This window comes from Kitasatospora sp. NPDC048239 (assembly GCF_043202015.1).
In the GTDB taxonomy this organism is placed as follows: domain Bacteria; phylum Actinomycetota; class Actinomycetes; order Streptomycetales; family Streptomycetaceae; genus Kitasatospora.
The window spans coordinates 78,476-90,842 of sequence record NZ_JBICZP010000022.1 but is presented as its reverse complement, the minus strand read 5'-3'; the positions used below and the strand labels follow the sequence as shown (position 1 = coordinate 90,842).

14 protein-coding genes are annotated in these 12,367 nt (G+C 75.2%); 7 read left to right on the top strand and 7 right to left on the bottom strand.

The window, feature by feature from the left end:
- Window positions 1-672 (top strand): amidohydrolase family protein (locus ACGFZP_RS36380; protein ID WP_392941124.1); only part of this gene is annotated, 672 nt, incomplete at its 5' end.
- Here ACGFZP_RS36380 and ACGFZP_RS36375 read toward each other — a convergent pair.
- Window positions 642-1,457: a class I SAM-dependent methyltransferase gene (locus ACGFZP_RS36375; RefSeq protein ID WP_392941122.1), complete on the bottom strand. Its 816-nt coding sequence runs from the start codon at window positions 1,455-1,457 to the stop codon at window positions 642-644. The genes ACGFZP_RS36380 and ACGFZP_RS36375 overlap by 31 nt on opposite strands.
- Window positions 1,458-1,678: 221 nt before the next feature.
- Between ACGFZP_RS36375 and ACGFZP_RS36370 the strand changes: the two genes are divergently transcribed.
- Entirely contained in the window at window positions 1,679-2,812 is a 1,134-nt protein-coding gene (locus ACGFZP_RS36370) for a DUF6745 domain-containing protein (protein ID WP_392941120.1), read from the top strand.
- Window positions 2,813-2,915: 103 nt separating this feature from the next.
- Here ACGFZP_RS36370 and ACGFZP_RS36365 read toward each other — a convergent pair whose 3' ends face one another.
- Together ACGFZP_RS36365 and ACGFZP_RS36360 are read right to left on the bottom strand one after the other, a co-directional pair.
- A complete protein-coding gene (locus tag ACGFZP_RS36365) occupies window positions 2,916-3,128 on the bottom strand; it encodes a hypothetical protein (RefSeq protein WP_392941119.1) in 213 nt (70 codons plus the stop codon).
- 218 nt (window positions 3,129-3,346) lie between these two features.
- On the bottom strand, window positions 3,347-3,781 hold the full coding sequence (locus ACGFZP_RS36360) for a winged helix-turn-helix transcriptional regulator (RefSeq protein WP_392941117.1): 435 nt from the start codon (window positions 3,779-3,781) through the stop codon (window positions 3,347-3,349).
- Window positions 3,782-3,873: 92 nt separating this feature from the next.
- On the opposite strand from ACGFZP_RS36360, the gene ACGFZP_RS36355 reads away from it, so the two are divergent.
- Complete coding sequence (locus ACGFZP_RS36355) at window positions 3,874-4,713, top strand: SDR family oxidoreductase (protein ID WP_392941116.1); 840 nt, start codon at window positions 3,874-3,876, stop codon at window positions 4,711-4,713.
- An 80-nt stretch (window positions 4,714-4,793) separates the two neighbouring features.
- Here ACGFZP_RS36355 and ACGFZP_RS36350 read toward each other — a convergent pair whose 3' ends face one another.
- Window positions 4,794-6,275, bottom strand: a complete 1,482-nt coding sequence (locus tag ACGFZP_RS36350) for a bifunctional phosphatase PAP2/diacylglycerol kinase family protein (protein WP_392941115.1) — start codon at window positions 6,273-6,275, stop codon at window positions 4,794-4,796.
- A 189-nt stretch (window positions 6,276-6,464) separates the two neighbouring features.
- On the opposite strand from ACGFZP_RS36350, the gene ACGFZP_RS36345 reads away from it, so the two are divergent.
- Window positions 6,465-7,109: a lysophospholipid acyltransferase family protein gene (locus tag ACGFZP_RS36345; protein WP_392941113.1), complete on the top strand. Its 645-nt coding sequence runs from the start codon at window positions 6,465-6,467 to the stop codon at window positions 7,107-7,109.
- Between the two features lie 70 nt (window positions 7,110-7,179).
- On the opposite strand, the gene ACGFZP_RS36340 is transcribed toward ACGFZP_RS36345, so the two are convergent.
- Window positions 7,180-7,782, bottom strand: a complete 603-nt coding sequence (locus ACGFZP_RS36340) for a hypothetical protein (protein ID WP_392941111.1) — start codon at window positions 7,780-7,782, stop codon at window positions 7,180-7,182.
- Window positions 7,783-8,021: 239 nt separating this feature from the next.
- Between ACGFZP_RS36340 and ACGFZP_RS36335 the strand changes: the two genes are divergently transcribed.
- Together ACGFZP_RS36335 and chrA are read left to right on the top strand one after the other, a co-directional pair.
- Window positions 8,022-8,792, top strand: coding sequence for a class I SAM-dependent methyltransferase (locus ACGFZP_RS36335; protein WP_392941109.1), 771 nt, complete (start codon window positions 8,022-8,024; stop codon window positions 8,790-8,792).
- A gap of 96 nt (window positions 8,793-8,888) precedes the next feature.
- Entirely contained in the window at window positions 8,889-10,091 is a 1,203-nt protein-coding gene (gene chrA / locus ACGFZP_RS36330) for a chromate efflux transporter (protein ID WP_392941107.1), read from the top strand.
- Between the two features lie 70 nt (window positions 10,092-10,161).
- Here the strand turns inward: chrA and ACGFZP_RS36325 are convergent, their stop codons facing one another.
- Both ACGFZP_RS36325 and ACGFZP_RS36320 read right to left on the bottom strand, forming a co-directional pair.
- Entirely contained in the window at window positions 10,162-10,695 is a 534-nt protein-coding gene (locus ACGFZP_RS36325) for a GNAT family N-acetyltransferase (protein WP_392941105.1), read from the bottom strand.
- A gap of 178 nt (window positions 10,696-10,873) precedes the next feature.
- Window positions 10,874-11,128 carry a LapA family protein gene (locus ACGFZP_RS36320; RefSeq protein ID WP_392941103.1) on the bottom strand — a complete coding sequence of 85 codons (255 nt, stop codon included), beginning with the start codon at window positions 11,126-11,128 and terminating at the stop codon, window positions 10,874-10,876.
- Between the two features lie 211 nt (window positions 11,129-11,339).
- Here ACGFZP_RS36320 and ACGFZP_RS36315 point away from each other — a divergent pair, with 211 nt between their 5' ends.
- On the top strand, window positions 11,340-12,245 hold the full coding sequence (locus ACGFZP_RS36315; protein WP_392941101.1) for a RimK family alpha-L-glutamate ligase: 906 nt from the start codon (window positions 11,340-11,342) through the stop codon (window positions 12,243-12,245).
- Window positions 12,246-12,367: the final 122 nt, after the last annotated feature.

Here is a 12,367-nt window from a genome sequence, read left to right as displayed (position 1 = left end):
GACTCCGACTACGCCAAGACCCTGGAGGCGATCGAGGCCGGCGCCACCGTCGCCACCCACCTGTTCAACGCCATGCCCGGCATCGCCCACCGCGCCCCCGGGCCGATCGTGGCGCTGCTGGAGGACGAGCGGGTCACCGTCGAGCTCATCAACGACGGCATCCACCTGCACCCCTCGGTCCTCGACCTCGCCTACGGCACCGCCGGCGCCTCCCGGGTCGCCCTGATCACCGACGCGATGGGCGCCGCCGGCATGGGCGACGGCCTCTACCCCCTCGGCCCCCTCCAGGTCGAGGTCAAGGACGGCGTCGCCATGCTCACCGACGGCAGCTCCATCGCCGGGTCGACGCTGACGCTCGATGCCGCCCTCCGCCGCTCGGTGACCGTCAACGGGCTGTCCCTGGAGCAGGCGGTGGAGTCGCTCTGCGCCGTCCCCGCCCGGCTGCTCGGCCTGGCCGACTCGGTCGGCTCGCTGGAGACCGGCAAGAACGCCGACCTGGTCGTCCTGGACTCCGACACCCACGACCTGGTCGCCGTGATGCGCCGCGGCCGCTGGATCACCGGCCGCGACACGTTCACCGCGGTGAAGCCGTCGCCCCTGCGGGCCGGCCACCCGGCAACCGCCTCGGCGGCGGACGGGCGCTACACCGGCTTCACCGCGCGGAGCGAGTAGATCAGCGGGACGCGGGGGTGGCCCGGCGGGAAGCGGTAGCCGTTACCGGGCTGGAGCACGGGGAAGCGGGGGAACAGCGTGAAGTCGTGCTCGTGCAGGAACTCCAGGCGCAGACCGGCGGCGGTCAGCGCGCTGACGACCTCGCCGATTCCGTGCTGCCACTCGACCGTCAGGTTCGCGGTGGTCGCCGCGTTCAGGTCGGCGTAGGTGCCGGGCTCGTCCCAGACGAAGGGCTCGCGCTGGAAGTAGTCGCTCTCGACGGTCAGGCCGTCCTCGGCCAGGACGTCGGAGAACGGGTGGAACTCCGCCAGGTAGAGGAAGCCGCCCGGCGCGACGAGCTCGGCGGCCGTCCGGGCCCAGCGGTCGATGTCGGGGAGCCAGCACAGCGCACCCAGACCGGTGTAGACGATGTCGAAGGTCTGCTTGTCGAGCGCGTCGACGGCGTCGTACACGTCGGAGGTGACGAACCGGGCCGTGGTGGCGCCGATCCGCTCGGCGAGGCCGCCGGCCGCCTCCACCGCGGGCGCGGAGAAGTCGAGGCCGGTGACGGTGGCCCCGCGCCGCGCCCAGGACAGCGTGTCCAGGCCGATGTGGCACTGGAGGTGCAGCAGGGTCCTGCCGGTGACATCGCCGACCTCGGCGAGCTCGAACGCCCGAAGCGGGTCCTTCCCGGCGACGAAGCCGGGGACGTCGTAGAAGTCGCCGGAGACGTGGATCGGGACGCGCTCGTCCCAGTTGGCGCGGTTGGCCGCGCGCCAGTCGGCGGGAGGCGGGATCTTCGTCATGAACGTCACGCTAACCAGCGGCCAGGACGGCGCTCAAGCCCATTTTCGGCGGTTCGGGCGGTCCGGCAGGCTCGCCGCCCCGGCGCGGTCCGGGGCCGGGCGCCGGTGTCAGACCCGGCGTCCATGATGACCGGGAGCCGAGGGGCTCAGGGCACACCGGACGTGGACCGGACGGGGTGTCCACGGCGGCCGGGCAGGCCGCGGTGCGAGGGGAGAGCGTGATGACGGTGCAGCAGACGGCCGGGACGGGTGAGGCGACGGCCCGCTGGCGGGCGAGCGCGGCGGCCACCGGACCGGGCGACCGGGCGGCGGTCGAGCGCGCGGTGCGGGCCGCCTACCGTGCGGCCGGGCTGGCCGAGCCGGAGGCGGTCCGCTGGTTCGGCTCGCCGCCGGCGGCGGCGCAGGCCGCGCTGGAGCTGCGGGCCGGCGGCGCGGTGAGCGTGCGCGAGGCTGTCCGGACCAGGCCGTGGGAGGCCGCCCGGCGCCGGGCCGTCGAGCAGGTCGGCGCGGCGGGCTGGGCACCGCTCTGGGGGCTCACCGGCGGGGAGCTCGGGCCGGTGGCCAACGCACTGGCCGGCCGGATCCGCGACGCGGTACTCGACCGGCTGGCCCCCGAGGCCGACGTCGAGGAGGACCCGGACGACGTGGTCGAGGCCGCCAGGGCCCGCCGCACGGCCGTCCGGCTCGGACTGCTCGACGCCGTCCGGGGCCAGCACGACGCGCCCTGGTTCGCGGCCTTCGACGCGGCCGGCATCGCCCTGGCCGCCCCCGACGCGGACCAGGTCGGGGCCCGCGGCGCCGACCCCGACGCGGTGGGCATCGCCGCCCTCGCCGAGGTGGCGCGCGGCGCCGGCTGGTGGTGGCCGTACGAGCGGGTGGCCCTGGTCAGCGAGCGGCCCCTCGAACTGCACCGCGACGAGGCCGGCCGACTCGACCGCGCCGACGGTCCGGCCCTCGCCTACGCGGACGGCTTCGCCCTGCACGCGTGGCGCGGCATGCCCGTCCCGGCCGACTTCCTCGGCGGCCTCGGCACCGTCACCGTCGAGCGGATCCGTGAGGAGGAGAACGCCGAGCTGCGCCGCGTCATGCTGGAGCACTACGGCTACGAGCGCTATCTGGCGGACTCCGGCGCCGAGCCGCTGCACCGGGACGAGACCGGTGTGCTGTGGCGGATCCAACTGCCGGACGACGAGCCGGTGGTGATGGTCGAGGTGGTCAACTCGACGGCCGAGCCGGACGGCACCTTCCGCACCTACTGGCTGCGGGTCCCGCCGAGCACCCGCACCGCCCGGGCCGGGGTGGCCTGGACGTTCGGCATTCCGGAGGCCGAGTACCACCCCCAGCGCGAGACCTGAGGCCCGGAGCCTCTGCCCTGCCCGCGATGCCCTGCGGCCCGGCGCACGCGGAACCGCCCGCACCCCGGGGGGTGCGGGCGGTCCGTTCACGGTGGGGCGGGGATCACGGGGCCTCGCCGTTGAAGGAGCCGACCACGTTGTCGCCACCGACGTTGAAGATGTCACCGCCGGCGAGCTGGTTGCCGGTGCCGATCACGGTGACGGTGGTGACGACCACCTCCGTGCTGTCGCCGCTCCCGGCGAAGGCCTGGGTGGGAACGGCGACGGCGCCGGCGGCCGCGAGGAGGACGGCGAAGGTGCGGATGGTGCGGTACATGGAGCATTCCCTTCGTAGGCTAACTTGCTCTGCACACTAGGGAGTCGAAGGTGCGGGCCGGGGGCAATGTCACTCGAATGGCTTGTGGTGCGTGTCGCTCCCGCAGGGCCGGTCGTTCCCGCAGGGTGCCGACCCTGTCCGGCGGTCGTGCGGGAGCGGCGGCAGGCCGCGCGAGGGCCCTGCCCGCTTCACTCGTGACCGAGCCGCCCGACCGGCCGTCACCCGGGACGCTGGTCCGCCTCCGCCTCCGCCGCCGCGGCTACCGGATCGGGCCGGTCGGCGTCGGCACCGCCTCCCGGCGGCAGCCGTCGGGTGATCCGGTCGAACAGCTCCGTCAGCGGTTCGCTCACCTCGTGGCCGAACCCGGTGAGGCCGTAGGTGACCTGAGGCGGTGTCGTCGGCTCGACCCTCCGCCAGACCAGGCCGTCCTGGACCAGTGCCCGCAGGGTCTGGGCGAGCATCTTCTCGCTGATCCCGCGGATGCCGTCGCGCAGCTCGAAGAAGCGCAGGTCGGCTCTCCGCAGGGAGATGAGCACCCAGACGCCCCACCTGCTGGTGACGTGGTCGACCACGTCGCGCGCGGGGCAGTCGGTGTGAAACACGTCATACCGGCTGCCCGCCTCGGCCCCTCTGGACTGCACGCCTCCCACCATGCCATGAGCTTACCCTCAGGTATGTCCTTACCAGGAGTTAGCCCACCCTCCTAGCGTCGGAGCCACCGAGGACATCTGACGAGGAGCTGATCATGATCGTGGTGACCGGAGCGACCGGGAACATCGGCCGGCCGTTGGTGCAGGCGCTGGCCGAGGCGGGGCAGCAGGTGACGGCGGTGTCGCGGCACCCGGCGGCGGTGCCGAACGGTGTCCGCCATCTGGTGGCGGACCTTGCCAGGCCGGCCGAGCTCAAGCCTGCGCTGGCCCGGGCGACGGCGCTCTTCCTGCTGCTCTCCGGCGATCTGCACGCCGCCGAGGCCAACCCTGCCGACCTCATCGGCGAGGCCGCGGCCGCCGGAGTCCGGCGGGTCGTGCTGCTCTCCAGCCAGGGCGTGGTGACCAGGCCCTTCGGGCCGACGCGGATCGCGATGCGCGAACTCGAAGACACCCTGCGGGAATCCGGTGCGGAGTGGGCGGTCCTGCAACCGGGCGGCTTCGCCTCCAACGCTCTCTGGTGGGCCGAGTCCATCCGTACGCGGGGGCTGGTCGCCGCGCCCTTCGGTGATGTCGGCGTGCCGCTCGTCGACCCGGCGGACATCGCGGCGGTCGCCGCGGCCTGCCTGCTGGACGATCGGCACGCTGGCGGCGTCTACCAGCTGACCGGCCCCGAGGTGATCACACCGCGCCGACAGGCGGCCGCGATCTCCGACGCGCTGGGCTCGCCGGTGCGGTTCCACGAGCTCACCCGCGCCGAGGCCAGGGCCGCCATGAGCCGGGTCATGCCGGTGGAGCTCGCCGACGACACCCTGGACATCCTCGGCGAACCGAACCCGGCCGAACTGCGCATCAGCCCGGACGTCCAGCGGGTCCTCGGCCGCTCCCCGCGCACCTTCTCCGCCTGGGCCGCCCGCAACGCCGCCGCCTTCCGGTAGGCCGTGTCCGACGGGCGGGCGTACCGGGCCTGGCGGGAACTGTCGGGCGTACCGGGCCTGGCGGGACTGTCAGGCAGACCCTATGCGGGTGAGGGCCGGTACACCGTCAGGGCGTTGGGCATCTTCGCCAGCCGCAGCGCGCCCGCCGCCGGGACGCTCTCGCCGTCCACGGCGATGTGCTCGGCGTCGCCGAGGGCGTCGAGGTCGAGGGCGGTCAGCCGGGCGGCGCGGTAGACCCGGGAGCGGTCGAGGGTGCCGGAGAGGAACGCCGCCGCCAGCCTGGTCCGGGCGAACCGGCTGCCGCCGTCCACCACGCGGATGTCGAGCAGGCCGTCGGCCAGACCGGTCCGGCGGGTGGGGGCGAAGCCCGGCGGGTCGTACGCGCCGTTGCCCGCGAACAGCAGCCAGAGGCGGCGGCTGCGGCCCGCCGCCTGGACGGTGACCGGTTCGGCGCGGGCCAGGGCCCGGGCGACGGCCACCGCCAGGGCCGGCCACTTGCCGAGCCGGCCCTCCAACGACTCGCGCAGCCGGACGAGTTCGGGGTAGACGCCGAGGCTGAAGGTGTTCAGGAACACCCGCCGCTCGGTGTCGTCGACGGCCAGGCCCAGGTCCACCCCGCAGGCGGCGCCGGCCTCGACGGCGGCCGCGGTCGCGTCGGGGGAGCCGATGCCGAGGTCCAGCGCGAAGTGGTTGAGCGTGCCGCCGGGGAAGACCGCCAGCGGCAGGCCGCGTTCGACCGCCAGCGAGGCGGCGAGGTTGACGCTGCCGTCGCCGCCGCAGACGCCGAGCGCGCCCTTGGCGGCCGCCGCACGGTCGGCCGCGTCGGCGAGCAGTGCGGGCAGGTCGTCGTCGGGGCCGCAGAGCCGGACGTCGGCGCGGGGGAGCAGGGCGCGCAGCCCGGCCACCGTGTCCTCGGGGCCGGTCGGCAGCAGCGCGCCGTTGCCGGAGCCGCTGTTGACCACCAGGAACAGGCCGGATCCCTGGGCGAGGGCCGGGGCCGGCCGGCGCGGCGGACCGGCGGGGACGGGCCCCTCGGCCGATCGGGGCCACCAGCGCAGGGTCAGCGCCGCCATGGCCGAGCCCAGTGCGAAGCCCGCCAGCACATCGCCCGGGTAGTGCGCGCCCGTGTACACCCGGGACGCGCCCACGGCGGCCGCGATCGGCACGACGGCGGCCCCCAGCAGCGGTGACTCGATAGCGACACCCGCCGCGAAGGCCGCCGCCGAGGCGGAGTGCCCGGACGGGAACGAGGTCGTGACGGGCTGTCGGAGCAGCAGCCGCGGGACGGGCACCTGGTCCAGCAGCGGACGCGGGCGCCGGGTCAGCTGCTTGGCGGCGATGTTGGCCGTCGCCGAGGCCAGCGCCAGCGACCCGATGCCGCGCAGCGCCGCCCGCCGTCCGGTCCGCCCGCCGACCGCGCCGAGTACGGCGGCGGCGGACAGCCAGAGCACCCCGTGGTCGGCGGCCCGGCTCAGGCCGCGCAGCCAGGGGCGGGCGCCGTGCAGGCGCGCCAGCGCCACTCGGTCGAACAGGGCCCGGTCCACCGCGTCGAGTCGCCTCATCCCTTGAGCCTAGGCCCTCCCTTTCGGAACAGCGCGCGGCTTACCGCTCTCCGGCGGGGCGCGGAACACGGGCCGGACCGGCGCCGGTTGCAGGGTTGAGTACGGGTACTCAGGCGGGGGACGGCCGCCGGCGAGGAGGCTGGTCCTGCGACCGATCCCGCCCAGCCTGCCCGAAGGACCACGAACGCCATGCTCAGCCGAACCGCCGCCGCCCTCGTCCCCGCCTTCGGCCGCCTGACGGTCAGCAGCGACCCCGGCGCCGGCCTCGCCCCGGGAAGCATCGTGGTGGCGAACCACACCTCACTCGCCGACCCCGCGATCGTGCTGGCCGCGCTGCACCGCCTGGACGTGCGGCCGGTGGTGCTGGCGGCGGCGGGGCTGTGGCGCATGCCGCTGCTGGGCGGGGTACTGCGGCGGGAGGGCCACATCCCGGTCCACCGCGGCAGCGAGCGGGCGGCCGAGGCGCTGGACGCCGCCGCGGACGCGCTGACCCGCGGGCGGCTGGTGCTCATCTACGGCGAGGGCGGACTGCCGCGCCGCCGGGACTCGGGCGAGCTGGCGCCGGGCCCGTTCCGTACCGGCCCCGCCCGGCTGGCCCGGGCCACCGGCGCCCCCGTCGTCCCGCTCGGCCAGGCGGGCGCCCGCCGGGTGGGCTCCGGCGGCGCCGCGAAGCAGCTGGCCGGCCTGGCCACGGCGCCCCTGCGGCGGCCCGCCCTGCACGTCCACCTGGGTGCGCCGCTGCACCTGCCGGAGGACACCGCCGCCGCCACCGCGGACGCGCACGGTGCGGTGACCAGGGCGTGGGCGGTCGCCGCGCAGCGCGCGGCCGGCTAAGGCCGGTCGGCCACACGGCGGTCGGCGGATGCGACGGAGGCGCCGAAGGGGTCTGCGGCGCCTCCGGGGGTCAGGCGCGGACCAGGGCCCAGGCGCCGAGGCCGCTGCACCCGCCGGCGCTGTAGGTGCTGGCCCGCCAGCCGGCCGGAACGGGCGAGCCCGGGCAGGTCCACAGGCCGTTGCGCGCGAGGTTGTGCCGCCAGGCCCCGACACCGTTGCAGCCGTTGACGATGTAGTCGGTGATGACGTACCCGCTGATGACCGGTGACCCGCCGCAGGTCCAGATGCCGTCCTTGGGGAGGCTGTGCCGCCAGGAGCCGATGCCGTTGCAGCCGCTCTGGATGTGGTCGGTGATGACGTACCCGGGGACGATCGGCGAGCCCGAGCAGGTCCAGATGCCGTCCTTGACCGGCTCCTGGTACCAGGAGCCGTTGCCGTTGCAGCCGGTCCGGTCGTAGAGGGTGATGACCCACCCGGACTGGACGGGCGCTCCGCTGCAGGCCCACGTGCCGGGACCGCCCCAGCCCGCCGGCCTGGCCGCCGCGCTCGACGTCCCGGCGGCGGTGCCCGCGAGGACGAAGGCCGCGACGAGTGCGAGGGCGCCCAGGGTCGCGCCGGCGCCCCTGCGGACGACGGAATTTGTCAGGTGCTTCCACAAGTGACGTGCCAGCATGGTCAGTTCACTCCAGTCCTAGCGATGAGCACGCCTGAGACGGCCCGTTGACGGGGGACACCGGGATGGAACGGGCCTCACTGTATGCGGGGATCGTGTGCACAAGATGGGTGGATAGGATGAACTGACAATCTTGGCCTAAAGCTGACATGGGCACGGAGAGCGCGGCCCGCGGCCGGTGGCGGGCGCGTCCCGGAAACCCGGTTGGCCCGCGGGGAGACCGCGGGGAGGATGAAGCCATGCCTGGTACACGAACGTTCGAAGAGCTGATCGCCGAGGCCGAGGCGGTATCCGTCGACGGCTGGGACTTCTCCTGGCTGGACGGCCGGGCCACCGAGCAGCGGCCCTCCTGGGGCTATCAGCGACTGCTCGGCGGGCGCCTCGCATCGGCGTCGGCGGCGCTGGACATCCAGACCGGCGGCGGCGAGGTGCTGGCCGGAGCGGGGAGCCTGCCGCCCGCGATGGTCGCCACCGAGTCCTGGCCGCCGAACGTCGCCAAGGCGACCGCGCTGCTGCACCCGCTGGGCGCCGTCGTGGTCGCCGATCCGGACGAGCCGCCGCTGCCCTTCGCGGACGAGGCCTTCGACCTGGTGACCAGCCGGCACCCGGCGACGGTGTGGTGGACGGAGATCGCCAGGGTCCTGCGGCCGGGCGGCACCTACTTCGCGCAGCACGTCGGACCGGCCTCGGTGTTCGAACTGGTGGAGTACTTCCTCGGCCCGCAGCCCGAGGCCCGCCTCGCCCGCCGGCCCGAGGCCGAGAGCGCCGCCGCCCGGGCGGCCGGGCTGGAGGTGGTCGACCTGCGCTCCGAGCGGCTGCGGACGGAGTTCCGCGACATCGGCGCGGTGGTCTATTTCCTGCGGAAGGTGATCTGGATGGTCCCCGGCTTCACCGTCGAGGCGTACCTCGACCGGCTGCGCGAGCTGGACGCGCTGATCCGCTCGCAGGGGCCGTTCGTCGCGCACTCCGCACGCTTCCTGATCGAGGCGCGCAAGCCCGGCCGCCCCTGACGACGAGGCCGGCTGCCCGGACACCGGGCAGGGGGCCCGCCCCGGCCGTTCAAATCCGGCCGGTAAGGTCCCGGGGCTGTACCGGGATCGGGTGACATGGGAGATGAGCGGAACGTGGCGGTGGACGAGGGCCGACCGGGCGCGGCCCGGGTGGGGCTGGGCACCATAGCGCGGGAGTGGGGACGGATCGGCTGCACCGGCTTCGGCGGCCCGCCCACCCACATCGCGCTGCTGCGCCGGCTGTGCGTGGACCGGCGGCGGTGGATCGCGGCGGCGGAGTTCGAGGACGCGATCACCGCGACGAACCTGCTCCCCGGCCCGGCCTCCACCCAGCTGGCGATCCTCACTGCCTGGCGGCTGCGCGGGGTGCCGGGCGCCCTGGTCGGCGGGGTCTGCTTCATCCTGCCCGGGCTGGTGCTGATCCTGGCCCTGGCGGCGCTCTTCCTCTCCGGACGGCCGCCGCTCTGGGTGCGCGGCGCGGCGGCCGGGGCGGGATCGGCCGTGGCGGCCGTCGCCCTGCACGCGGCCTGGTCGCTCGTCCCGGCAAGCCGGCAGCGGGCCGGCCGGGCGCTCCCGGCCCGCGCGCGCTGGCTCTGCTACGCGCTCCTGGGCGGGGCGGCCGCCGCGCTGACCGGACCGTGGCTCGTCCTGGTCCTGCTGGCGGCCGGCCTCACCGAGGTCGCCGTGCGCACCGGTGGGCGGCGCAGCCCGCGCGGCCGGGCCACGGCGGGCTGGCCGGTCCTGGCCGCCGCCCCGGCGCTCGGCGGCGGCCTGCCGGCCCTGGCCTGGGTGGCGCTCAAGGTCGGTGCGCTGTCCTACGGCGGCGGGTTCGTCATCATCCCGCTGATGCAGGCCGACGCGGTCGACCACTACCGCTGGCTGGACGACGGCCAGTTCCTCAACGCCGTCGCCCTCGGCCAGATCACCCCCGGGCCCGTGGTGCAGACCGTCGCCGTGGTCGGCTACGCCGCCGCCGGAGTGTGGGGCGGACTGTTCGCGGCCGCGGTGGCCTTCGCCCCGTCCTTCCTGTTCGTGCTCCTCGGCGGGCGGCACTTCGACGGAGTGCGGGCCAGCGAGCGGGTGCAGGCCTTCTTCACCGGTGCCGGGCCGGCGGTGATCGGAGCCATCGCGGGGTCGGCGATCCCGCTCACCCTGGCCCTGCGCCACGGGTGGCAGTACGCCGTGCTGGCCGGCGCCGCGCTGTGGCTGCTCGCCGCCCGCCGGGGAGTGGTCAGCGCCCTGCTGGGAGCGGGGGCGCTCGGCGTCGCGGCGGCGCTGGCCGGCCGGCCCGTCGGCTGAAACGCACCGCGACGGGCCGTGACCACCCGTGACGGGCTGCGGGAGGCGTGCGGGCCCCGACGGCGCCCGGTCAGCCGGGCAGGTCGCTGGGGCGGATCCGGTAGACCTGCAGGCTGAGCCCGTAGTACTTGGTGGTCTCGCCGACCCACTCCATCCCCAGCCGCTTCGCCATGGAGATGGCGCGGACGTTGTTCGGCCGGGCGACCGCGAAGAGCTCCTCGGCATCCTGCGCGAAGGCCCAGGCGATCAGGGCGCGGCCGGCCTCGACGGCGTAGCCCTTCCCCCAGGCGCCGGGCGCGAGCTGCCAGCTCATCTCCAGATCGTCCTCGTAGGGCGGCAGCAGCCGGATGCCGAGGCCGCCGACGACCGCGTCGTCCTCCTTGCGCTGGACGGCCCAGCGCCCCCGGGGCACCGGCAGGTTCGGCTGCGCCTCCTGCCAGGCCTGGAGGACGGAGCGCATCGCCGCCACGTCGCCGACGCGGTCCATCGCCGGGGTGAGCCAGCGCGCGACCTCCGGCGAGCCGTAGATCTCCAGCGCCTGCTCGGCGTCGTCGATGGACCAGTCCCGGATGATGAGCCGATCGGTGGTCAACGAGATGTCCATGGGCCGGCACCCTCCTCGGTCGTCCTCGTGGCCATCATGCCTCCGGCCGTCGGCGTCTGCGCGAGGAGACCGCGGCGGGGGACACCTCGGACAGCGGCCGCGGCCGCGTCTCGGGCGGGCCGGGCCGGTCGAGCAGGCCGGACGGGCACTCGAAGCGTCGCGGCCCGCCCGGGCGGGCTCAGCCCTTCGCCCGGCGGCGGGCGATGAAGAAACCGAGGATCATCCCCGTCAGCAGCGTCACGGCGAGGACCGCCCACAGCGGCAGGGTGACGGTGGCGATCCACAACTTGATGGAGACCGATCCGGTGTTGGCCGCGATGAACCAGACGGCGAGCACGGCAAGAACGGCCACCCCGATCGTACGCAGCCGCACATTCCGCCCCTTGACCGTGAGGGTCGACGGGCGATGCGGCGGAGGAGTGTTCTGCGCCATTCCCCCAGTATGGGGCGCTGCGCGGGTTCGGGCCCGTCCACAGCGGGGGGCGGAGGCCGGGACGAGCGGAGACACCGGGCCGCCGCGAGCCATGCCGGGCCACCCTGGCCGGGTTTCCGGCCACCGGGCCCCGAATGGCCGACGGCGCACCCTTGCCGGGGCTGGTCGCGGCCTGTTCCATGGCCGCATGGGCCGACCCGAGCTAGTTCTCATGACTGATCACAGCTCGACCGAAGGCAGCCGGGAGACGCTGGCCACCGCCGTGCAGATGCTCACCGGCAGGACGCCCGTCCTGTTCGACGCGCGCCACTTCATGACCGGCGGATCCGGCCGGATCGGCGGAGCCGACGGCCTCCTCCACATCGAAGTGCCCTCCGCCGGAAGGGCCGTGACAGCGGAGGCGGTCCTGGTCTACGAGATCCCGCCGCACCGCCGCCGGGACTTCACGGCCTGCCAGCAGCGGCTGCGCAAGCACGGCGCCCGCTCGTTCGGCACCGACGCGGACGCCTGGCGGGCGGCCACCGAGAAGGACCTCACGGTCGAGCGGTTCACCCGGGACGGCATCCCGCACATGCCCACCATCGCGCTCTCCCGGCCGACCCCGGAGGCCGCCGCCGACGCCTTCGACCGCCTCGGCCGCGACGTCTGGGCGCGTCCCACCGTCGGCATGGGCGGCAACGACGTCTTCCACGTCACCACCCGCGCCCAACTGACCGCCGCCGCACGCCACTACGGCGCCTCGGGCGCCGACTGGCTGATCGCCCGCGATGCCGCCAACTACAACGCCGAGGGCCGGCGCCACCAGTACCGGGTGGTGGTCCTCGCCGGGCGCGTGGTCCGGGCGGTGGAGCACGTCCAGCCGGACCCGGACGCCCCCTGCAACGAGAGCCAGGGCGCCGTGTCGACCCTGCTGGCGGAGGGCGACCTGCCGGCCGGGCTCGCCGAACTCGCCGTCCGCGCAACCGAGTCCCTCGGGCTCCCGTTCGCCGGGGTCGACCTGGCCGCGGAGAGCGGCGGCGTGGTCTTCGAGGTCAACGTCCACCCGGTGTTCGGCACCGTCGGCGGCCTGGAGACCGTGGCCATCCCCTACGCCGCCGCGCACCTCGCCCTGTGCTGACGAGGCGGCAGTGCCTCCGGGCGCCGGGGGCGCGCGGACCTGGGTGAGTCGCCGACCGCCCCGTCGGCGACGAACGCGGCGCCGGGGTAGCAGGGGCGTCGAGCCGGCCTCCGCGTGGTCGA

Excerpts from the sequence above, each read along its gene's own strand:
- chrA (WP_392941107.1), top strand. The coding sequence starts at position 8,889 with ATGGGAGATGAGCGGAACGTGGCGGTGGACGAGGGCCGACCGGGCGCG.
- ACGFZP_RS36325 (WP_392941105.1), bottom strand. The coding sequence starts at position 10,695 with ATGGACATCTCGTTGACCACCGATCGGCTCATCATCCGGGACTGGTCC.
- ACGFZP_RS36370 (WP_392941120.1), top strand. The coding sequence starts at position 1,679 with ATGACGGTGCAGCAGACGGCCGGGACGGGTGAGGCGACGGCCCGCTGG.
- ACGFZP_RS36350 (WP_392941115.1), bottom strand. The coding sequence starts at position 6,275 with ATGAGGCGACTCGACGCGGTGGACCGGGCCCTGTTCGACCGAGTGGCG.
- ACGFZP_RS36320 (WP_392941103.1), bottom strand. The coding sequence starts at position 11,128 with ATGGCGCAGAACACTCCTCCGCCGCATCGCCCGTCGACCCTCACGGTC.
- ACGFZP_RS36365 (WP_392941119.1), bottom strand. The coding sequence starts at position 3,128 with ATGTACCGCACCATCCGCACCTTCGCCGTCCTCCTCGCGGCCGCCGGC.
- ACGFZP_RS36340 (WP_392941111.1), bottom strand. The coding sequence starts at position 7,782 with ATGCTGGCACGTCACTTGTGGAAGCACCTGACAAATTCCGTCGTCCGC.
- ACGFZP_RS36355 (WP_392941116.1), top strand. The coding sequence starts at position 3,874 with ATGATCGTGGTGACCGGAGCGACCGGGAACATCGGCCGGCCGTTGGTG.
- ACGFZP_RS36315 (WP_392941101.1), top strand. The coding sequence starts at position 11,340 with ATGACTGATCACAGCTCGACCGAAGGCAGCCGGGAGACGCTGGCCACC.
- ACGFZP_RS36375 (WP_392941122.1), bottom strand. The coding sequence starts at position 1,457 with ATGACGAAGATCCCGCCTCCCGCCGACTGGCGCGCGGCCAACCGCGCC.
- ACGFZP_RS36335 (WP_392941109.1), top strand. The coding sequence starts at position 8,022 with ATGCCTGGTACACGAACGTTCGAAGAGCTGATCGCCGAGGCCGAGGCG.
- ACGFZP_RS36360 (WP_392941117.1), bottom strand. The coding sequence starts at position 3,781 with ATGGTGGGAGGCGTGCAGTCCAGAGGGGCCGAGGCGGGCAGCCGGTAT.
- ACGFZP_RS36345 (WP_392941113.1), top strand. The coding sequence starts at position 6,465 with ATGCTCAGCCGAACCGCCGCCGCCCTCGTCCCCGCCTTCGGCCGCCTG.